Here is a 20432-nt window from a genome sequence, read left to right on the forward strand (position 1 = left end):
CAAGGATACGAATGAAATCGGCGCGCGCTTGACGCGACTTGAGGCCGTTTTTGCAGAATTGCAGCAAAAAGTTGCGCCTGCCTCGGAAGAGCTATTGGAGGAGGCGGTTGAGCTGTCGCGGCCGAAAATGCCCAAGCTGCCAGAAGTCCAGGATGAAGACGATCGCAATATCGGACGCTTCGGTAGAAGGGCAGATCGGGACGGGTATCATTTGTCGGCCTCTTTTATCGGCGGTGAAAATGATCGATTTGTTCGGGTAAAGCTCAGTGTCGCGCGAACCGACGGCGTGCAAATGACGCACAATGTTCATTTCTTTTTGCATCGCACTTTCGCACAAGAAAAAGTCATCATTCCTCCGACAAATGGAGTCTCATCATTGGAGCTTCTTATCTACGGTGGGTTCACGGTCGGTGTTTGGATCGAAGATACAGAGACTTTGCTGGAACTCGATTTGTCAAAGGCAAGGGGTGCCCCCTATGTTGTTCGGACCCAATAATTCTGGTCTGGATAAAACATGAAACCTCTCCTCCTTTCATGGCAGCTCTGGGCATTGCTCTCGGCCGCCTTTGCCGCGCTGACCGCGATCTTCGCCAAGGTCGGTATCGAAAACGTCCAGTCCGATTTCGCAACCTTCGTGCGGACGGTCGTTATCCTGTTTGCGATCACCGCCATGCTGTTTCTGACGGATGGCTGGCAGTCGCCCTCGACGGTGCCGGGAAGGAGCTGGGTGTTCTTGGTGCTGTCCGGTCTTGCGACCGGCGGCTCCTGGCTTTGTTATTTCCGGGCGCTGAAGATGGGCAATGCCGCGCAGGTCGCCCCGGTCGACAAGCTCAGCGTCGTTCTGGTCGCGGTTTTCGCGGTGATCTTCCTCGGTGAAAGACTGTCGGTCGCCCATTGGTTTGCCGTTGCCATGATTGCGACCGGCGCCGTGCTGCTCACCTTCAAGATATGAAACGGCAAATCGCCAGGCGGAGAGCAAGCCGCGATTTTTCCCACTTCCCTTGTGGGTTGAAATGCGGCTTTATCGCATGAGTTCAGAGTTGGGGAGTTTGACATGGCCTTGGATTTGGTTGCCAGACAGAAATTGAGCAGCAAATGGGGATGGTTCGTCGCATTGGGCGTTCTGCTCGTCATGGGCGGCGGCATTGCGCTCGCCAATCTCTTCGTGGCGACAGTGGTGTCCGTCTATTACGTCGGCGCCATCATGCTGGTCGCCGGCCTGCTGCAACTTTTTCACGCCTACCGGGTCAAGGGCTGGCAGAGCGTGCTCTACTGGGGCCTCGCTGGCGGCTGCTATACGATTGCCGGCATCTTCGCCTTCATCAACCCGCTGCTGACATCCGCCGTCCTGACGCTGATCATGGGGGTGGCGTTGCTGGTCGCCGGCCTCTTCCGCATCTGGTCCGGTTTCACGCTGCGGCCGCTCAAGGGCTGGGGCTGGATCGCGCTTGGCGGCCTTGTCACGTTCCTTGCGGGCCTCATCATCCTGGCCGGTTGGCCGGTCAACAGCCTGTGGATTTTGGGTCTGTTCCTCGCCATCGATATCACCATGCAGGGCCTTGCCCTGATCGCTTTCGGCGTGCTTGCAAAAGCATAAGCGGCGTACCCGGAAATATCAGTATTTCCGGGTGAAATTGCCGCGATATCAGCAGGTTCTAAAGTGTTGAAATCGTGGGTTGTTATCCTCGCGGCGAAGAAGCTGCGGGGAGGGATTTTCCTGTTGTGAAAGCTTCACAAAACTTTCACGCTGGGGAAAGCTTTCATTGACACTTCGGCCCGAATGTCGCGTGCAGCCACGCCTTTTTTGGCGCGGCCCCCATGAAGACCGGAGCCCCCATGTCCGCCGCTGCTGCTGCCGCCGAAATGCTATCCCTGCGCCGTTTCCGCGATGATCAGATCGTCACCCTCGCCAAGCTGGTGATCGAGAATGCTTTTCAGCCGATCGTTGAAGCCACGACCGGCGCCGTCTTCGGCTACGAGACTTTGATGCGCGGCTTCGAGCGGCTTGGCTTCAATTCACCGCTGGAACTGCTCGACAGGGCGGAGGCGACGGGCCAGCTGCTGGCGCTCGAGCATATGATCAACAGCCGCGCCTTTGCCGGCTTCGCTGGTATGCCGGATTTTGCCTCGCGCACGCTGTTCGTCAATTTCGACGCCCGGCTGATCGGCATGGAAGACGATATCGTCGAGCGCCTCAGCAGCCACCTGAAGCGCGCCGAGATCCCGCCGTCCTCCATCTGTTTCGAGCTTTCCGAGCGCTTCGACAATATGCGCATGCCGGCGTTTTCCGACCTCATCAAGCGGCTTCGGCTGGCCGGTTTCAAGTTGGCGCTCGATGATTTCGGCGTCGGCTTCAACGGCCTGAAGCTGCTCTGCGACCAGCCGGTGGATTATGTGAAGATCGACCGTCATTTCATCTCCGGCATCGACGCCAGCCCGCGCAAGCGCCATCTGGTACGCCATACCGTCAACACCGCCCATGTGCTCGGCACCCGGGTTGTCGCCGAGGGCGTGGAGACGGAAGCCGAGTTCTCCACCTGCCGCGATCTCGGCTGCGACCTCGTACAGGGCTATTTCGTCGCCCGCCCGACGGTGCATTTCGCCGAGCTGCAGCCGTCCTATCCGCATCTGGTCCAGACGGCGGAGGTGCGCCGGCCGTCCGCCTCGCTCGACAGCATCCTCATCCGCAAGCAGATCGAGCAGGTGCCGGCCGTCAACGAGGCAAGCGGCCTCGACAGCGTCTTCGAACTGTTCCGCAAGTCGCCGCAGCGCAGCTTCTTCCCCGTGCTCAACGCCAATGGCGAGCCGCGCGGCGTGCTGCATGAATATCATGTGAAGGAGATGATCTATCATCCCTTCGGCCGCGACCTGCTGAAAAACCACATCTACCAGCGCCATATCGCCCATTTCGTCAGTCCGGCGCCGATCGCCGATCTGGAGACGCCGGCCGAGGAAATGCTGAAGATCTTCGCTGGCATGGACGGCAGCGACTGCGTCATCCTCACCGAAAACATGCGCTATGCCGGCATCCTCTCGGCATCCTCGCTCCTGAAGATCATCAACGAAAAGCAACTGAAGCTGGCGCAGGAACAGAACCCGCTGACCGGCCTGCCGGGCAACCGTGCGATCCGCGACTACGTGCAGGAAGCCGTGCTCGATGGCGATGAGGCACGCTATTTCTGTTATTGCGATTTCGACAGCTTCAAGCCGTTCAACGACCACTATGGTTTCCAGAAGGGCGACGTCGCCATCTCGCTGTTCGCCGCCCTGATGCGGCGCCATTTCATAGGCGAGGAAAAATTCCTCGGCCATGTCGGCGGTGACGATTTTTTCATCGGGGTTCGCGGCTGGACGCGGGCAGAGCTGGAGGCGTTGCTGACCCGCATTCTCGAAGAGTTCCGCGCCGATATCCGCCAGCATTACTCGGCCGAGCATCAGGCGGCCGGCTACATGACCGGCCATGGCCGCAACGGCGAAACCACCTATTTCCCGCTGATGCGTTGCTCGATTGCGGTTCTGGAGCTGCCACAAGGCTTCGTGTTTTCCGACACGCTCGCTGTCAGCACCCGCATTGCCGAGATCAAGACGCACGCCAAGGAAAGCGATGAAGGGCTGGTTTTCGATACTTTCGGGCATCACGCGGGGTAAACCCGGTATCCGCTTGGGTCATCCCAAAAAAGAAGCGGGCCGGAACCCGTCATGGATTCCGGCCCGTCCTGCATGATCCCAAAGCGTCTACGCCGCGATCGGGTACGCTCATGCGCGAACCTCACGCGCTCAGTTCACGAGCGTGACAGCCGTGGCCTGATGTTTCTTTCCAACCATGTCATAGGCGATCTTGACCTTTTCGCCGGCCTTCAGCCCCGGGTCCTTGAAGTTGGCCGGCAGCATGAAGTGACTGCCGTCCTTGAGGGTCAGCGTCAAAGCCTTCGTATCGATGGCCTTGATGGTTCCTGTCGTCATGCTCGCGGCGAATGCGGCCGAGGACAGGGAGATTGCGGAAATGATGGTCAGAGAAGTCAGAAGAGCACGCATCGGTGTCGTCCTTGATTGGTCCGGAGATGAACCTGTAACAGTGAAGCCGTCCCGAAACGTCGAGTCGCGACTCAAGGGGAGGGAGCCGCCGGCGTTTCCCGGTTTCGAGAATGAAGCTAGACCCGGTTTTCAAGCCTTTCAAATTAAAGAAGTTTAATTTTCCGGTAACGCATTTTGACGCAATTTTGCCTTGGTGCGGCGCAGCATCGGATGCTTCGCGCCGCTTTTGCCACAAAGGTTAAGGGCTGTGCGTCGATCTTTCCAAGCTTGTTGCGCATGGCGGCGGGCACAGTTTGCTCTCTCCCCAGCGGGGAGAAGTGTTAGGCCGCTGCCTCGTCCTCATCCGCAATAACCTGCATCTGCTCTAGGAAGCCAACTTCCCGCGCGCTAAGTATCACGGTAAATCGCTTTCATTCGAGAGGACTTGCCCCGTGAAGCTTCCCGTCGAAATGACTTATGTCGACCTGCCGTCGCCCGGCGGCCCGGAAAACATGCGCCTTGCGCGCGGTCCATTGCCGGTGCTTTCGCCGGGCGAAATCCTCGTCAAGGTCGAGGCCGCCGGCGTCAACCGGCCGGATATCATGCAGCGCAAGGGGTTCTATCCGCCACCACCGGGCGCAAGCCCATTGATGGGGCTGGAAGTCTCGGGCGAGGTGGTTGCCATCGGCGAGGAAGCCGAAGGTTTTACGATCGGCGATCTCGTCTGCGGCCTTGCCAATGGCGGCGGCTATGCCGAATTCTGCGCAATCCCCGCCACCCAGGCGCTGCGCTGGCCGCACGGCTACGACGCCGCCCGCGCCGCCGCGCTGCCGGAAACTTTCTTCACGGTCTGGGCCAATGTCTTCCAGATGGCGGATCTGGTAGAAGGCGAGACTTTCCTCGTCCACGGCGGCACCAGCGGCATCGGCACGACCGCCATCCAGCTCGCCAACGCTTTTGGCGCCCGCGTCTTCGCAACGGCCGGTACCGCCGGAAAATGCAAGGCCTGCATCGACCTCGGCGCCGCCCGTGCGATCAACTACAAAGAAGAGGACTTCAAGGCCGTCGTATTGGAGGAAACCGGCGGCAAGGGCGTCGATGTCATCCTCGACATGATCGGCGGATCCTATTTCTCTCGTAACGTCACCAGCCTCGCCAAGGACGGCCGCCTCGCGATCATCGCCATGCAGGGAGGCACCAGGGCTGAAGATTTCGATGTGCTGCCGATCATGACCAAGCGTCTGAAGCTCATGGGCTCGACACTGCGCCCGCGAACGGCGCCGGAGAAGGAAGCAATCCGTGACGATCTGGAGGACAATGTCTGGCCGCTGCTCGATGCCGGCGAGATCGCCCCGGTCATGCACGCCGTCGTGCCGTTTGCCGAAGTTGCCGAGGCGCACCGGCTGCTGGAGGCGGGGGATCATATCGGCAAGATCGTGTTGACGATGTGAGGGTGCCAAATTGAAACTTGGAGATCGAGACGTGAGCAAGAGCTGGAACAAGGGTGTGACTTTGGCGCTGGAAGGGCCGGGAAAGTTCACGACCATCAGCACTATCCAGGAAGCATCGTGGGCGCTGATCGAGGATTGGCCACTGGAGGATGGCGAGGCGCTGGACAAGGCCTTGCTGGTCATAGAGGCCGCGATGTCAGGCAAGAAAACGCCCGAGGAGGCCCGATTTGCCTTCATCGCCGCGGCACATGAAGCGGGGATTGAAATTCAAGAGTAGGGGTGCTGCCCTGCTGCAAGGCGAAATACCTGCTGCGGTACTGGATTTTACCTTCGCAATGAATGGAAACATTGCTGTCGGCCTTGGGCGACGAGAGCTGGCGCTATCGGAGAAGTTCTGTTCTTGTCTCGATGCTTGCCCCCTTGCATTCCTGTCACAAAAGACTACCTTTTCCTTATGTTCAACGTAGTGAAAGGAAGGTGATCCAATGTCGAATGAGATTTCGGACCTCGTGACGGGCATGGGAGTTGTGGTGACGGAAACGAGGCAGCCCTCGTTCTAACCCCGCCTTCCTGCGGGCGGCTGAAACGCCGTCCGGGCCAGTTACAGGCCAAAGCTCATGGAAAGGGTCGCCTCGTGCGACCCTTTTTGCGTTTTTGGGGATGGGCAGGCGTTTGAGCCAAGACCTCACTCTGTCACTTCGTGACATCTCCCCTCAAGCATGCGCTTGATGAATCTCATGGACAGGTCCGGTTTGGCGGCAGACAATATTTGAAGAATGGTAATGGTGGGATATGACGCATCGGAACTTGGATTTTTGAGGGCACCCCATGTCGAACCCCGTACTCGTCGAAGTCACCCGTGGCGCACTGGTGGAAAGCCGCCATCGCGGCATGGTCATCGCGGTTGATGGCGATGGCAACACCGTGTTTTCGCTGGGTGAAACCGATGTCGGCGTCTTCCCGCGCTCGGCCTGCAAGGCGATGCAGGCGCTGCCGCTGATGGAAACCGGCGCTGCCGATGCCTATGGTTTCGGCACCAGGGAACTGGCGCTTGCCTGCTCCTCGCATAATGGCGAGCCGGAGCATGTCGCTGTTGCGGCGAAGATGCTGGCCGCCGCCGGCCGCGATGTCGATACGCTCGAATGCGGAGCCCACTGGTCAGGAAACCAGAAGACGCTGATAGAGCAGGCCCGCACCCTCGAGCGCCCGATTGCGCTTCACAACAACTGCTCGGGAAAACATGCCGGTTTCATCTGCGCCGTCTGCCATGACGGCGGCGATCCCACAGGCTACGTCACCTATGACCATCCGCTTCAGCGCGAAATCCGCGGCACGATGGAAGCGCTGACCGGCGGCGTGCTCGGCCACGACAATTGCGGCACCGACGGCTGCTCGATCCCGACCTACGCCGTGCCGCTCAAGGGTCTGGCCCATGGCTTTGCGAAGATGGCGACCGGCGCGGGTCTGGAACCGGAGCGCGCCCGGGCGTCAAAACGGCTGATCGAGGCCTGCATGGCCGAGCCTTTCTATGTCGCCGGCACCGGCCGCGCCTGCACCAGGCTCATGCAGCTCGCCCCCGGTCGCATCTTTGCCAAGACCGGCGCCGAAGGCGTGTTCTGCGCCGCCATCCCGGGAAAGGGCATCGGCATCGCGCTCAAATGCGAGGATGGCACGACCCGTGCCGCCGAAGCCATGGTCGCCGCCACGCTCGCCCGCTTCTTCAAGGACGAGCCCGATCTTCATGCCTCGCTCCGCGGCATGGCCGATCACGCCATGCACAACTGGAACGGGCTGTTCGTGGGCGATGTCAGGGTGACCGACGCCTTCGCCTGAACCGACGAGCCCAAGGGGCAGGTGTTTCCCCTCCGGCAATCGGCTTCAAAGGCGCGCGGGAAGGGCAGGTCGCCGAGTTCACGGGCATCCATCCGGGCAATATCGGGGTGACCGAGAAGATCGATCGCGACAGCCTCCGGGCTGTCGATCCCGTTCGAACGGCTTTTATGTCTTGAGAAAATCTTCAGCATCGCGCCGGCATCCTTGTTGTCAGGATGCAATAATCCGCCTTTCCGGTTGCATTCTCAATTGAGATTGCCGGCATGGCGGTATAGATTTTCTATATGAAAAACCTGAATGTCATTCATCTCAACGGCCTGCGCGCAGTGGAAGCCACCGGACGTTTAGGCTCGCTGCAGGCAGCGGCCGACGAGCTCGGCGTCACCATCGGCGCGGTCAGCCAGCAGATCATCAAGACGGAAAAGCAGCTGGGACGCACGCTGTTTGAGCGCAGCCCGCGCGGGCTGGTGGCAAGCGATTTCGGAGAACGTTTCCTGCCAAGGCTGAAGGCGGGTTTCGAACTGCTGGATCAAGCCGTAGGCGCCGCGCGCAAGCGTGACGAGGGCATCCTGACGATCTCGGTCGCGCCGGTCTTTGCCGCCCGCTGGCTGGTGGCGCGGCTTGATCGCTTTGCCGAGCAGCATCCGGGCATCCAGCTGCGCATCGATGCGACAACGACGCTGGCCAACATCGAGACATCCGATGTCGATATCGGCATCCGGGTCGGGCGGGGCGACTGGCCGGGCGTGCATGCAGAGTTGCTGTTGGCGCAGGAGGTCTTTCCCGTCTGCTCGCCGGCCATGGCAAGCCAGATGAGGGAACCAGCCGATATCCTCCGTTTCCCCGCCGTCATCGATGCCCATGCGATGTTTTCCTGGGACGTCTGGCTGCGCGAGGTCGGCCTCTCCGGCCACAGGATGGGGGAGCGCCACGTCTTCAACGAAGCCTCGATCTGCCTTGATGCGGCAATTGCCGGTCAAGGCCCAATGCTCGCCTGGCAGACGCTCGCCAGCGACAGCCTCCTCGCCGGCCGCCTCATCGCGCCCTTCCGCATACGAGCGAAGACCGGTTTCGGTCACTATTTCGTAACAGCGCCCGACCGCCGGGAAACCGCCACCGTCCGGGCTTTCAAGCAATGGGTGCGCACGGAAATCGACGACAGCATGAAGCGGCTTGAGGGGCTTTGAGGCAGGACTTGCCCCGTTGGGGGGGTAGGAACTTTCGAACCTCACTCCGGTTCCTGGACCCTTACGGCCATCATTGCCTGAAACGCCGGCCGACCCTGGCAGGTTGCCAGCCACGCCCTCACGCGCGGATACTTTTCGAACAGCGCGTCCCGCGTCTGCGCATAGCGGAAGACTTCCGCGAGGTTGAGGTCGGCCACGGTGAAGCGATCTCCGATGACATAAGCGGTTTTTGCGAGCTGGGCGGAGAGCCGTGCAAATCCCTTGTCCAGGGCTGCGACCGAGGCAGCGATCACAGCTTTTCCGGCCGGTGTGTCCTGAAGGCCGTTGTCGTGGGTAAGCACGATCTTCACCGCATGGGGCTCGATTTCCGTCGCCGCCCACAGGGTCCAGTTGCCGATCAGGCCTTCTTCGGCAACGGTCTGGCCAGCCAGCGGACCGCCATGCTTGCGGGCGAGATAGAGGTTGTTGGCAAGCGATTCCGTCAGGATTAGTCCGTCATCCTCGATGGCGGGGATCAGGCCCATCGGGTTGACGGCGAGGAACTCGGGCGAGCGGGTGTTGATCTGCGCGTTGGGGCTTGAGGGATCATCCAGGCGGCGAGCCTGGATGACGGGCACGGAGCGGAATTCCAGGTCAAGCTCGCCTGCCATCCAGTAGTTGCGCGAGGCGCGCGAGCGGTAGACGCCGTAGATCGTCAGCATGGTTCTGTTCTCCGGAAGATGCGCGGCGCGCAGTCGTGATTTTCACCGTGTTGTCATCGGGTTCGATGGTGTCGGCACAGTAGGAAAAGCCATCCGGCGCAGGAAGCCGTTTGCGTTGATATCACATATGAAATCTTGTGATGGAAGGGCGTCAGCCGAGGCGGTTTCCGGAGATGGTCAGATGCGAAAACTCCGAACGCGACCCTCGGCAGGGCGAAAGTGGCTGGGGCGGCGGCAAGGGCCATCAGCAGGTCGCGTCGTTTCATGGACAATCCTTTGCAGGAAACGTGCCAGCAAAACCTGTCTTGAAACGAGACAGGTAACGAACGGTAATCACTACAAAAAAGCTGTAGATCAGCGCAATTGCAACCGGTCTCTTTAGAGACGGATAACCTCTCGCTGCTAGTGTGCCCAAAGGAGACAAGGCGGTGCCGGCCAGAACGGTGCGCCGCCCCGGCTTGGAGGCTTGCTTGACGAATGAACTGAGCCGCTACCGACGGGATAGCGGGGCAAAGATAGCCAGCAACGACGATACGCGGCGCCTGCTTGCCGCAAGCCAGAAACTGGTTGCGGAAATCGCCCGTCTGACCGGCCCCGAGGCCGATATAGCCGATCGGCACGACTGGCTCGAAACCATGATGAACCACGTTCCCGATTGCATTTATGCCAAGGACGCCGAGGGGCGCTTCCTGATGGCAAACCATGCCACGGTCGTCGAGAACGGGTTCTCCTCAATGAGCGAGATCGTCGGCAAGACCGATTTCGATCTGCACCCCCGCGAGGCCGCCCAGAGTTTTTTTGACGTCGAGCGCCGGGTCATGGAAACCGGCGAGCCGATGTTCGATATAGAGGAACTCGCCGTTGTCGACAGAGGCAGTGAACGCTGGCTGGCGACGTCCAAGGTGCCGTTGCGCAACAAGGCCGGCGCGACGATTGGCACGGTCGGCGTTTCGCGCGACATCACCCAGCAGAAGAGGGTTGAGCGGCTGCTTGTCGGGCAGGCGCGTCTTCTGGAAAAAATTGCAAAAAGCGTTTCCTTGCAGGAGTTCTTCAACGAGCTGCTCGGACTGATCGAGAGCCACCTTCAAGGTGTCGTCGGCTCCGTCCTGATGCTGTCCGAAGACGGCAGGCAGCTTTTAACCGGGGCTGCACCGGGATTGGACCCCGCCTATTCGGCGGCCATCCATGGCATCGAGATCGGTCCCAAGGTCGGGTCTTGTGGCACGGCGGCCTGGCGCGGTGAGCCGGTGTTCGTGGCCGATATTCTCTCCGATCCACTTTGGGAAGACTACACCGAGCTGGTGCGTCCCTTCGGGTATCGCTCCTGCTGGTCGATGCCGATCCGCTCCTATAACGGCCAGGTTCTGGGCACATTCGCTCTCTATTCGCCCGCCCCCGGTGTGCCAAGCGAGGAGCAGCGGGAGCTGATTTCCATGGCCGCGCACCTTACGGGCATCGCGATCGAGCGACAGAAGACGGAAGAGCGCATTCACTTCATGGCGCATCACGATGCCCTGACAGGGCTGCCGAACCGGATGCTGTTCGACGAACGCGTGGCGCTGGCGCTGGAGAATGCCCGTCGCGCCAACCAGTGGGTGGCGCTCGCCTTCCTGGACCTCGACAATTTCAAGCTGATCAATGACAGCCTCGGTCACAAGGCCGGCGACGAACTGCTCAGGATCGTGGCGCGACGCATGCTGTCCTGCGTGCGCAAGAGCGATATGATCGTGCGCGTCGGCGGCGACGAGTTCATCATCCTGTTGACCGATCTTCCGGCGGAAAACGGCATTGTCGTGCCGCGGCTGGAGGATATCCGCCGCGAGATCGCAGCGCCTTTGACGATTGCCGGGCGTAGCCTGCAGGTCAGCTGCAGCATGGGCGTGGTCGCCTTTCCCGAGCATGGGACGACGGCCGAGGAGCTGCTCGCCAATGCCGATGCGGCCATGTACCGGGCCAAGGAGCTCGGCCGCAACAACCTGCAGATCTTCAATGCCCAGATGGCCGCGACCGCCCACGAAAAGCTGCGTCGCTACGAGGAATTGCGCGAGGCCGTCGCCCGCGAGGAATTCGTGCTGCACTACCAGCCGCAGATGAACCTGCGCAGCGGCAAGATCTTCGCTGCCGAATCGCTTCTCCGCTGGCAGCATCCCGAGCGCGGCATCGTGGCGCCCGGGGAGTTCATTCCACTTGCCGAGGAAACCGGCCTCATCGTCGATATCGGCGACTGGGCGCTCAATGCCGCCTGTCACCAGAACAAGGCCTGGCAGGATGCCGGCCTGCCGCCGATCGTCATCAGCGTCAATGTCTCGGCCCGCCAGTTCCGCGAACGCGACTGGGTGTCACGCGTTGCGACAGCGCTGGCCGAAAGTGGCCTGGAGGCCCGCTATCTGGAACTGGAACTGACCGAAAGCTTGATTATGCAGGACGTGCCGCAGGCCGTCGCCACGATGCACGCGCTGGAGGCGCTCGGTATCCAGCTGGCGATCGACGACTTCGGCACCGGCTATTCGAGCCTCAGCGCGCTGAAGCGTTTCCCGGTCAAGCGGCTGAAGATCGACCGCTCCTTCGTCATGGATATTCCCTTCGACGAGGACGACAAGGCGATCACCAGCGCCATCATTTCGCTGGCGCAGGAACTCGGCATGGAGGTTATCGCCGAAGGCGTGGAAACCGAGGCCCAGCTGGAGTTCCTGCGCGACAATGGCTGCAACGAGATTCAAGGCTATTTCTTCAGCCGACCCGTTCCGGCAGAAGGTCTCGCGCGGCTGATCTCTGCAGATTGACCGAACTAACGAATTTTTGAACAGGTTTGCGTGGCGCAAGCCTCAATCCAGTCGCATTTGCGATCTTTGTGGCAAAGACCGGTATTGACGACCGGTCCGACGGACATAGCTGTTTGACGATCCGCCATAACCGGAAATGTAGATTTCATGACCTTCTCGATTACTCGTCGGAAATTCCTCAATTTTTCCGGTCTTGCCGCAACCTCCGCCGCCTTGGCCAGTTGCACGTCCTCGATGAACACCGATCGTTTCCGTCAGGAAACGGCGCCCTATTTCCGCAATCCCGAGCTGGAGGGACGCTACCAGCAGCCGGTGACAGGCGACGAATATCTCGGCCGTGTTGGTGATCAGCCGGCACCGAGCGGCCTGATGCCCGATACGTCACGTTATGCGGCAATCTATGGTCCGGTGCTCGACGGAGGCTTTTCCATTCCGGCGGTGCCATACCAGCAGATCGATGCGCGCTATTATCGCCAGCGGGTCGAAAATCCGTTCGGTGAGCGGCCTGGTACGATCATCGTCGATACGTCAGATCGTTTTCTCTATCTCGTCCAGTCCGATGGCTCGGCCATGCGCTACGGCGTCGGCATCGGCCGCGAAGGCTTTGCCTGGTCCGGGCGTGGCGTCATCCAGTGGAAACAGAAGTGGCCGTCCTGGAAGCCGCCGAACGAGATGGTTGCCCGCCAGCCGCATCTGGAGCCCTATTCGATCGCCAATGGCGGCATGCCGCCCGGCCTCAACAATCCGCTCGGTGCCCGTGCGCTCTATATTTTCCAGAACGGTGAAGACACGCTTTATCGCCTGCACGGCTCGCCGGAGTGGCAGTCCATCGGCAAGGCGGTCTCTTCGGGCTGCGTGCGCCTGATCAATCAGGATATCATCGATCTCTACGATCGGGTGCCGAACAAGACGCCGATCCTCGTCATCTGACGGGGTGTGGTTCCCGTTTCCCTCTTCTCCCCAGCGGGGAGAAGTGCCGAGCGGAGGCGAGGCGATGAGGGGGTCTTTGCCGCAAACTCCGAACCTGCTGTCCCCCTCATCCGGCCCTTCGGGCCACCTTCTCCCCGCTGGGGAGAAGAGGAAGCAAGTCGCCACCGTTCACGGCAGCGAGCTTTCGCCGTCGAGCAGGGCGGCCATCACGCGCAGGTTTTCCGCCGTCAGTGGTTTTTCGAAATAGCTTTTCACGAAGTCGTAGTGCATGGCCCGCTCGCGGTCCATGGCCAGATGCGAGCTCGTCAGCATCGCGACCACCGGGGCGTGGCGGTCGAACTCCCTTGCATAGTGGTCGAGAAACTCGAAGCCGTTCATGATCGGCATGTTGATGTCGAGGATGATCGCATCCGGGGTGGTATCCCGAAGCACGCCGAGTGCTTCCAGCCCGTTGAAGGCCTTGTGGACCGTGATCTGCGGATCGAACTTGCGGATCGTGTAGTTGCAGATGAACAGGTCGCCTTCGTCGTCGTCAACCGCAAGGATGGAGTGAAGCTTCATGGGTTTCTCCCGTCCGGCTCTGTCACTATGAATTGGCTACCCTTCTGCCTGCGGTGGAAGGACACCGTACCGCCGAGGTGCTCGGCGCTTTTCTTGAGAATATAGAGCCCAAGGCCGCTGCCATAGGCATGGTGCGGGTGAAAGCGCCGGAACATCTGGAACAGATGTTTCTCGTCGCCGGGCTGGATGCCGAGGCCATTGTCGGCAACGCTGAGCACGAAGGTATGGCCCTCCTGCCGCGCAATGATACTGATCTTGGGGCGAGCTTCGTCGGGGTCCCGGTATTTGAGGGCATTCGACACGAGATTATCGACGATGATCTGGAAGCGGCTGGCCTTCTTGTGGATCGCCAATGCCGGCGGCACGTCGATGTGGATCTCGGTCTTCTGCTCGGTATCCATGTAGCGCAGTCGCTCAACCGTATCGTGCACGCTCCGGGCAATGGGGATCAGCGTCTCAGGCTCCTCAAGGACCCGCACGCGCGTCAGCAGAATGATGTTCTGGATAAGGCCGTCGAGCTTGCGGAAGCTGGTGTCGATGCGTGCGAGAACCGGCTTGAGGTCTTCGGGGCTCGCGCCGTCACTGATCATGTCCTGAACGATCGAGATCATGCCGATGGAAGAAGCGATTGGCGAACGCAGGTCGTGGGACGTCCGGTAGGAGAATTCTTCCAGCTCGGCGTTTGCCTCGAGGATTTCCCGCTCGTAGCGCTTGCGGTCGGAAATATCGCGCACGATGCCGCTATAGAGCGTCTGGTGCCCGAGATTGACCTTGGCGACGGAGAGATCGAGCGGGAAGGTGCTGCCATCCTTGCGCCGGCCCTGAACCTCCCGGCCGATGCCGATGATCTTGGCATAGCCCGTCGAGTTGTAATTGGCGATGTACTGGTCGTGTTCGCGCCGATAGGGCTGCGGCATCAGCATCTTGACGTTCTGCGACAGCATCTCGGCCGCCTGATAGCCGAAGATCGCCTCGCAGGCCGGGTTGACCGAGAGGATCATGCCCCGGTCATCAATGGTTATGAAACCGTCCACCGCCGTGTCGATGATCGCAGAAAGCCGCTGCTGGCTTTCTGCGAGCTGGCGGGCGACGTTCCGCTGGCGTTGCGCCGTGCGCAGCGCATAGAGGATCAGCAGGGCGTAGATTATGCCCGAAAACAGCAGAATGGCGAGCAGGGTCGAGCGCGCATTGCCATTTTCGGTGGCCGGCAGCTCTTCCGTGAAAAGAACTTCCTGCCGGGCAAATTCCAGATAGGTGAGCAGAACCAGCAGCAGATAGGTGGTCGCGGCAAGAAGAGCGCCCATCGTCGTGCGCTGGTAGCCGAGTTGCTCGGGCCGCGAAAAGATCAGCCCGGTCGATAGCGCCAGAAAACAAACCGCCGTCTGCGGCGACATGCGGGCGAGGGGCAGCCAGTCATGATTGGTGGTGGCATTCAGAAGATGTCCGATCAGCGCGCTTGCCGCGATCATGAAGACCAGTCCTGCGAAGGCGAGCCGGATATGGGAGTTCCGGCCCAGCCACCCCGTCAGCAGGATCGATATATTGACGAGGATCAAGCACAGCGCCGTATTGGCGGCCATGCGGCCGGGCGTGACACTGCTCTGGAAAAAGGGCGTGACGATCATCCGGTCGATGCCGAGATCCTTGGCAGTCAGATGCTGGATGAGGGCCGCGATGGCAAAGGCAATCACGATTGTGGACAGGACGAGTGACCATCTTTGATGCGGCGATTGCATCGTCGCCAGCGATACCCCCGTCAGCACGAAGCAGAGGCCGGTGTTGAACTGCATGGCAAAGAGCATCGGCGTCTGGGTCGCGAGTGCCTGTGGCTGTGCAAGCCAGAGCACGGCAACAATGGCGCCGAGGAACGCGCTGATACAGCCCGTCCAGAGGCCTAGCCGTTCCCATGTGACTTCAGTCTGCAACGGCTCGCCTCCCGGCAGCGAGAATCGCCTGAGAGGATATTAGCGCGCCGGTTGCATATGAAAAGGTCGCAATCCCCGCGAAAAATCAGGATGCCTTCTGTGCCTGATCCATTTTGCGTGCCAGATCCTGAAGCAGGACCCGCAGGCTGGAAGCTTCTTCCATGCTGCATCCGGTCGCCATGCCGATCTGCATCAGGATGTTGAACGCTTCCTGCTTCAATGCCTGGCCGGCTTTGGTAAGCGTGATGATGACCTGTCGCTCGTCCTTCTTGTCGCGGGTGCGGCTCACATAGCCGGCGGCCTCTAGACGCTTGAGCAGGGGAGACAGGGTGCCGGAATCCAGTCCCAGATCCTCCCCGATCCCCTTCACCGTCATCTCGTCATTCTGCCAGAGCGAAAGCAGGACGAGGTATTGCGGATAGGTGAGGCCAAACCGGTCGAGCATCGGTTTATAGGTACGATTGAAGGCATGGGCGGCGGAATAGACGGCAAAACAGAGCTGCTGGTTCAAAGCCAGCAGGCTGTCGTCGAGTGCGCCCGTTGCCGGTATGTCATCTTCCTGTGCCATGCCCTATTATCGCAAATTCGGAATTTATTGCAATTTGCAAAATTATATTGCGCACAATTTAATTTTGCGATATCTATTAATCAACGGCGCAGGAAGCCGCCGCGTTCAACCTGTGAGCGCTGAGACAGAACCTGAGATTTCGAACCCAAGGAGACAATCATGCCCATTCTTTACACCACCAAGGCATCCGCCACCGGCGGTCGTGCAGGCCGCGCCGTCTCGGTTGACGGCGTTCTCGATGTCACGCTGACGGTTCCGAAGGAACTGGGCGGCGACGGCGCCCGCGGCACCAATCCCGAGCAGCTCTTTGCCGCCGGCTATTCGGCCTGCTTCCTCGGCGCGCTGAAGTTTGTTGCCGGCAAGGAGAAGGTGAAGATTTCTGAAGAAACCACCGTGACCGCGACAGTCGGCATCGGTCCGCGCGAAGACGGCACAGGCTTCGGCATCGAAGTCTCGCTCTCGGTCAACATCCCCGATGTAGACCGCGAAACCGGCGAAAAGCTGGTGGCTGCCGCCCACATCGTCTGCCCCTACAGCCACGCGATGCGCACCGCCACCGAGGTTTCCGCAACACTCGCATGAGTTAGTGCCTGCGGCACGCATGTCGCGCGCGGCGTGATGAGCCGTCTGAAAAATCAACGCCGATCACTGAAGGCCGGGCACGATGTGTCCGGCCATTTGTTTTTTCCGACTTAAAGTTGCCGGGCGGCTTCTTGCGCGGCAGAGCTCGGATGGGTTGGTGTTATTGATACAAATGCCGTTGACGACACCGTGAATATTGGTGCTGCCGAACTGGAAGTTTTGCCCGTCAGCGATGGTGACAACACCGTTACGCTCGGCAACGGACATGCGAATTCCGTTGCCGCGTATCAAGGCAATGACGTCGTGAAGATATCCGGCACCGGTAACATCAATTCAGTCACTCTGGGATCCAAAAAATACCATCGCGACCGGCAAGGGACATCTACGGCGATATCGACGGTAACAAGCAGGCAGATTTCGCCATCCACCTCGATGATGCCGTGGCCCTGACCGGCAGCTTCTTCATCCTTTGATTCGGAAAATCGATCAGCCAGCTTTGTCTGCGATGCGCCAAACGTAAGGTTGGCGGCGCTTTGGAGAAGGTTTCAGCAATATATCCGTGTCAATCTGATGCATGCTGGGGAGAGCTGTCGGTCGTGAATGCCTTTCCGTGAGAGAAAAGAAACCACCCTCATAGATTGAACGTTTGCGCACAAAGCCAGCAAGCGTATGTTGTCCCCCTGGTGAGCCAGTCACGATGGCAAACAGCGCGTGTGGAGAGGGGTGGGGCATGTCCGACGTTGATGTCGAGTCGATGGAAATCCTGACTGCGATCAGCGGTATATTGTCGGCAGCCACGCCGGACGCCTGCACGAAGCTGTTCCGCGGCATCCTCGATCGCTGCGGCATCGATACGTTCGCGGCCGGCGAGATCGATCTGCATCATCGCGCGCGCTGCGTCTTCCACATCATCGACTGGCCGGATGACTGGCGTCGTTACTATTTCGCATCTGGCCTGGTCAATCGCGATCCGTTCCTGAGTGCGCTGGAAAGGTACACCAGGCCCTTCACCTGGGCAGAGCTCCGTGCCGATCGAACCTTGCCACGACTCGGTACGGAGGCGCTGGACAAGGCTGCGGAAGCCGGCTGGATTGATGGACTTATCGTGCCGATACCGCGCGGCGGCCAGAGGGTGGGCCTGATCAGCATGGTCGCCCGCCGGAGCATGATTACCGAGCGGCAAAAACTGCTGCTGCCACCGCTTTGTATCTGCTTCCATGTCAGGCTGCGCGGCATGATCGCCGGACATGACCTGCCGGTCGCGCCGGCCGGATTGACGGCCCGCGAGCTGGATTGCCTGCCGCTCGTTTCAAAGGGGTTTTCCGACCGCGAGATTGCCGCCGAACTCAATATCTCGGTTTCGACTGCGCACGAACATGTCGAAAATGCCCGCAAGCGTTTCGAGGCCGGCACCCGATCGGAACTGGTTGCTGCCGCCGTCTCCCTGGGGGTCATCCATTTCTGACGAAACTTGCCGAAAACCTGCCGATTTTTTATGCGTTCCCCTTAAATGGAGGGTTTTGCGCAGCGCGGCCGGTGCTAAGATCTCCTCGGGGTTCGGGGGATGTCGATCTACACAATACCAAAAAGCAATCCTCCTCATGTTTCAAGACTTTTCAATAAGATAAGCTGTTTCTCCGGATCCCAGCTTTTCCTTCTTCGAATTTCGAGGTTGGCAGTGGAAGCGACATTTAAGCCGCTTCCACCTGCGGTATGGCTTCCAGCTCCCTGGCAAGCGCCGGGGCCTGCACCTTCACTTCAGATCATAGTTCGCCTGCATGTTGAGCCAGAGCTGTGGCGTCGTTCGGAAGAATTTCGCGAAGCGCAGGGCCGTATCAGTGGTTGCTCCGGTCTGCTCCGTGACATCCGCTCGATGCGTGTGCGCGGCACCCTGAAAACCTTGGCAAGAGCACCGGCGCTGATGTCGAGAGGCGCCAGATAAAGTTCGCGGAGAACCTCATCCGCATGGTTGGCAGGCGCATTGCTTGCGGACATGGGTATTCCTCTCCCAACCTATCGCCAAATGATGCACGTTCACCGTTGGTCGTTTGAGGTGCCGCCGATCCGCTACCGCTTCAAACTTCCCAGTATTCCCCGCACCAGCGCCCGACCGAGCGAATTGGCCATGCTGCGGGCGGCCGATTTCATCGCGGCCTCGACCACCGATTCCCGTTGCCGGCCGGTGCTTGCCGTGCGGGGTTTTGCCGTCGTGCCGGTGGGGGTGCTGTCGGTGTCGAAGCCCGGCAGCGTCCAGATGCTGCCGCCGCCCGCGGGCTCGGCTGCTTCCTCCTCGGCCTTCTTGGCCTCTTCCGCCTGCTGGGTCGCCTGAGCGGCCTTTTTCGCCAGCATTTCGTAGGCGGACTCGCGGTCGAAATCCTCGTCGTAGAGACCGGCAACCGGGCTGATCTTCATAACATTGGCGCGCTCTGCCTCTGTCAGCGGGCCGGCGCGGCTCGCCGGCGGGCGGATCAGCGTGCGCTCGACCATGGAGGGGGCGCCCTTGGCCTCCAGCGTCGAGACCAGCGCCTCGCCGGTGCTGAGGTTGGTGATGACTGTCGCGCAGTCGAAATCGGGATTGGGGCGGAAGGTGTCGGCCGCCGTCTTCACCGCCTTCTGTTCACGCGGGGTATACGCGCGCAGCGCATGCTGGATACGGTTGCCCAGCTGGGCGAGTACCGTTTCCGGTACGTCGAGCGGGTTCTGGGTGACGAAATAGACACCGACGCCCTTGGAGCGAATGAGGCGCACGACCTGTTCAACCCGTTCGATCAGCACTTTCGGCGCGTCGTTGAACAGCAGGTGGGCTTCATCGAAGAAGAACACCAGCTTCGGCTTTTCAGGATCGCCGATTTCCGGTAGTTCCTCGAACAGCTCGGACAACAGCCAGAGCAGGAAGGTGCCGTAGAGGCGTGGGTTCATCATCAGTTTGTCAGCCGCCAGCACCGAGATCGCGCCGCGCCCGTCATTGGTGGTGCGCATGATGTCGGAAATCTTCAGCGCCGGCTCGCCGAAGAAGTTTTCGGCGCCCTGCTGTTCAAGGATCAGAAGCTCGCGCTGGATGGAGCCGACGGAGGCCTTGGAGATCAGGCCGAACTTGCCGGAAAGCTCTGAGGCGTTCTCGCTCATATAGTTGAGCAGTGCCTGCAGGTCCTTCATGTCTAGCAGCGGCAGCCCGCCCTGGTCGGCGATTTTGAAGGCGATGTTCAGGACGCCTTCCTGCGCATCCGTCGCATTCATCAGGCGCGAGAGCAACAAAGGGCCCATTTCCGACATGGTGGTGCGAACGCGGTGGCCTTTCTCGCCGTAGATATCCCAGAAGATGACGGGGAATTCCTGGAAGTCGTAGGGTGTCAGGCCGATCTGCTCGGCGCGCTTCAGGAGGAAATCCTTCGGCTCGCCCTTGGCGCCGATACCGGAGAGGTCGCCTTTGACGTCGGCGCAGAACACCGGCACGCCGGCATTGGAAAAGCCTTCCGCAAGGATCTGCAGGGTAATGGTCTTGCCGGTGCCGGTGGCGCCGGTGACGAGGCCGTGGCGGTTTCCGAACTTCAGGTCCAGATATTCCGGCTTGTTGTTGGTGTCGTCCGGCTTGCGGCTGGTGCCGATATAGAGTTTCCCGTCCTCGATCATCGCGGCATGTCTCCATGTTTCGGCGGCTGAGCCGGGGCAAGGCCCCCGCCGCAATCTGTGTTTGCCGACTAGTTATAGGAGGGGAACCTGCGGGCGGCAACTGGCGGATTCATCTTGGAAAAGCGTCACCCCAATGCCATAAGCGCATCGTATTTCTTGTCGCATTGAAAACGGCGACTAGCCATGAAACGATACCTGAAGAGGCTGGGGATGACGCGTCGCACCGGTGCCGCCCGCCGCTTGAGTTTCAATATCGAATAATTTACG

The 20432-nt window shown here is 60.2% G+C and carries 19 protein-coding genes and 1 pseudogene; 12 read left to right on the plus strand and 8 right to left on the minus strand.

Translation table 11 applies throughout. The features are described from left to right. Positions 1 to 28 precede the first annotated feature (28 nt). From QO002_RS08090 to QO002_RS08105, 4 genes are all read left to right on the plus strand, one after another. The gene (locus tag QO002_RS08090) at positions 29 to 496 is read left to right on the plus strand and encodes a pYEATS domain-containing protein (protein WP_307228453.1); all 468 of its coding nucleotides are present in this window, start codon (positions 29 to 31) and stop codon (positions 494 to 496) included. Between the two features lie 18 nt (positions 497 to 514). Next, a complete protein-coding gene (locus QO002_RS08095; RefSeq protein ID WP_307228455.1) occupies positions 515 to 952 on the plus strand; it encodes an EamA family transporter in 438 nt (145 codons plus the stop codon). 102 nt (positions 953 to 1054) lie between these two features. Beyond that, positions 1055 to 1597, plus strand: coding sequence for an HdeD family acid-resistance protein (locus QO002_RS08100; RefSeq protein ID WP_307228457.1), 543 nt, complete (start codon positions 1055 to 1057; stop codon positions 1595 to 1597). 239 nt (positions 1598 to 1836) lie between these two features. Continuing rightward, positions 1837 to 3648: a bifunctional diguanylate cyclase/phosphodiesterase gene (locus QO002_RS08105; protein ID WP_307228460.1), complete on the plus strand. Its 1812-nt coding sequence runs from the start codon at positions 1837 to 1839 to the stop codon at positions 3646 to 3648. 129 nt (positions 3649 to 3777) lie between these two features. On the opposite strand, the gene QO002_RS08110 is transcribed toward QO002_RS08105, so the two are convergent. Then, the gene (locus tag QO002_RS08110; RefSeq protein ID WP_307228462.1) at positions 3778 to 4035 is read right to left on the minus strand and encodes a DUF1344 domain-containing protein; all 258 of its coding nucleotides are present in this window, start codon (positions 4033 to 4035) and stop codon (positions 3778 to 3780) included. A 431-nt stretch (positions 4036 to 4466) separates the two neighbouring features. On the opposite strand from QO002_RS08110, the gene QO002_RS08115 reads away from it, so the two are divergent. The 4 genes from QO002_RS08115 to QO002_RS08130 all read left to right on the plus strand — a co-directional run bounded on the left by QO002_RS08115 (position 4467) and on the right by QO002_RS08130 (position 8485). Next, complete coding sequence (locus QO002_RS08115) at positions 4467 to 5465, plus strand: NAD(P)H-quinone oxidoreductase (protein WP_307228465.1); 999 nt, start codon at positions 4467 to 4469, stop codon at positions 5463 to 5465. Positions 5466 to 5496: 31 nt separating this feature from the next. Then, complete coding sequence (locus QO002_RS08120) at positions 5497 to 5742, plus strand: DUF982 domain-containing protein (RefSeq protein WP_307228467.1); 246 nt, start codon at positions 5497 to 5499, stop codon at positions 5740 to 5742. A gap of 551 nt (positions 5743 to 6293) precedes the next feature. Further along, on the plus strand, positions 6294 to 7298 hold the full coding sequence (locus tag QO002_RS08125) for an asparaginase (RefSeq protein ID WP_307228469.1): 1005 nt from the start codon (positions 6294 to 6296) through the stop codon (positions 7296 to 7298). A gap of 284 nt (positions 7299 to 7582) precedes the next feature. Continuing rightward, complete coding sequence (locus QO002_RS08130; RefSeq protein WP_307228471.1) at positions 7583 to 8485, plus strand: LysR substrate-binding domain-containing protein; 903 nt, start codon at positions 7583 to 7585, stop codon at positions 8483 to 8485. 41 nt (positions 8486 to 8526) lie between these two features. Here the strand turns inward: QO002_RS08130 and QO002_RS08135 are convergent, their stop codons facing one another. Continuing rightward, on the minus strand, positions 8527 to 9186 hold the full coding sequence (locus QO002_RS08135) for a glutathione S-transferase family protein (protein ID WP_307228474.1): 660 nt from the start codon (positions 9184 to 9186) through the stop codon (positions 8527 to 8529). A 470-nt stretch (positions 9187 to 9656) separates the two neighbouring features. Between QO002_RS08135 and QO002_RS08140 the strand changes: the two genes are divergently transcribed. Together QO002_RS08140 and QO002_RS08145 are read left to right on the plus strand one after the other, a co-directional pair. Continuing rightward, entirely contained in the window at positions 9657 to 11969 is a 2313-nt protein-coding gene (locus tag QO002_RS08140; RefSeq protein WP_307228476.1) for an EAL domain-containing protein, read from the plus strand. A gap of 147 nt (positions 11970 to 12116) precedes the next feature. Further along, the gene (locus tag QO002_RS08145) at positions 12117 to 12899 is read left to right on the plus strand and encodes a L,D-transpeptidase (protein ID WP_307228478.1); all 783 of its coding nucleotides are present in this window, start codon (positions 12117 to 12119) and stop codon (positions 12897 to 12899) included. 168 nt (positions 12900 to 13067) lie between these two features. Here QO002_RS08145 and QO002_RS08150 read toward each other — a convergent pair whose 3' ends face one another. From QO002_RS08150 to QO002_RS08160, 3 genes are all read right to left on the minus strand, one after another. Continuing rightward, positions 13068 to 13460 (minus strand): response regulator, encoded by a 393-nt coding sequence (locus tag QO002_RS08150; protein ID WP_307228480.1) that lies wholly within the window; start codon positions 13458 to 13460, stop codon positions 13068 to 13070. Continuing rightward, positions 13457 to 15385 carry a sensor histidine kinase gene (locus QO002_RS08155; RefSeq protein ID WP_307228482.1) on the minus strand — a complete coding sequence of 643 codons (1929 nt, stop codon included), beginning with the start codon at positions 15383 to 15385 and terminating at the stop codon, positions 13457 to 13459. Before QO002_RS08155 ends, QO002_RS08150 begins: the two co-directional genes overlap by 4 nt. An 85-nt stretch (positions 15386 to 15470) precedes the next feature. Beyond that, the gene (locus QO002_RS08160) at positions 15471 to 15953 is read right to left on the minus strand and encodes a MarR family winged helix-turn-helix transcriptional regulator (RefSeq protein ID WP_307228484.1); all 483 of its coding nucleotides are present in this window, start codon (positions 15951 to 15953) and stop codon (positions 15471 to 15473) included. 159 nt (positions 15954 to 16112) lie between these two features. Between QO002_RS08160 and QO002_RS08165 the strand changes: the two genes are divergently transcribed. Next, a complete protein-coding gene (locus QO002_RS08165) occupies positions 16113 to 16535 on the plus strand; it encodes an organic hydroperoxide resistance protein (RefSeq protein ID WP_307228486.1) in 423 nt (140 codons plus the stop codon). A 63-nt stretch (positions 16536 to 16598) separates the two neighbouring features. Here the strand turns inward: QO002_RS08165 and QO002_RS08170 are convergent, their stop codons facing one another. Then, complete coding sequence (locus tag QO002_RS08170; RefSeq protein ID WP_307228489.1) at positions 16599 to 16802, minus strand: hypothetical protein; 204 nt, start codon at positions 16800 to 16802, stop codon at positions 16599 to 16601. 463 nt (positions 16803 to 17265) lie between these two features. Between QO002_RS08170 and QO002_RS08175 the strand changes: the two genes are divergently transcribed. Next, a complete protein-coding gene (locus QO002_RS08175) occupies positions 17266 to 18000 on the plus strand; it encodes a helix-turn-helix transcriptional regulator (RefSeq protein WP_307228491.1) in 735 nt (244 codons plus the stop codon). A 226-nt stretch (positions 18001 to 18226) separates the two neighbouring features. Here the strand turns inward: QO002_RS08175 and QO002_RS08180 are convergent. Next, positions 18227 to 18530 (minus strand): annotated as a pseudogene (locus tag QO002_RS08180) (HigA family addiction module antitoxin). 72 nt (positions 18531 to 18602) lie between these two features. Then, a complete protein-coding gene (locus QO002_RS08185; protein ID WP_307228493.1) occupies positions 18603 to 20165 on the minus strand; it encodes a helicase HerA-like C-terminal domain-containing protein in 1563 nt (520 codons plus the stop codon). Positions 20166 to 20432 lie beyond the last annotated feature (267 nt).

This window comes from Pararhizobium capsulatum DSM 1112 (assembly GCF_030814475.1).
In the GTDB taxonomy this organism is placed as follows: domain Bacteria; phylum Pseudomonadota; class Alphaproteobacteria; order Rhizobiales; family Rhizobiaceae; genus Pararhizobium; species Pararhizobium capsulatum.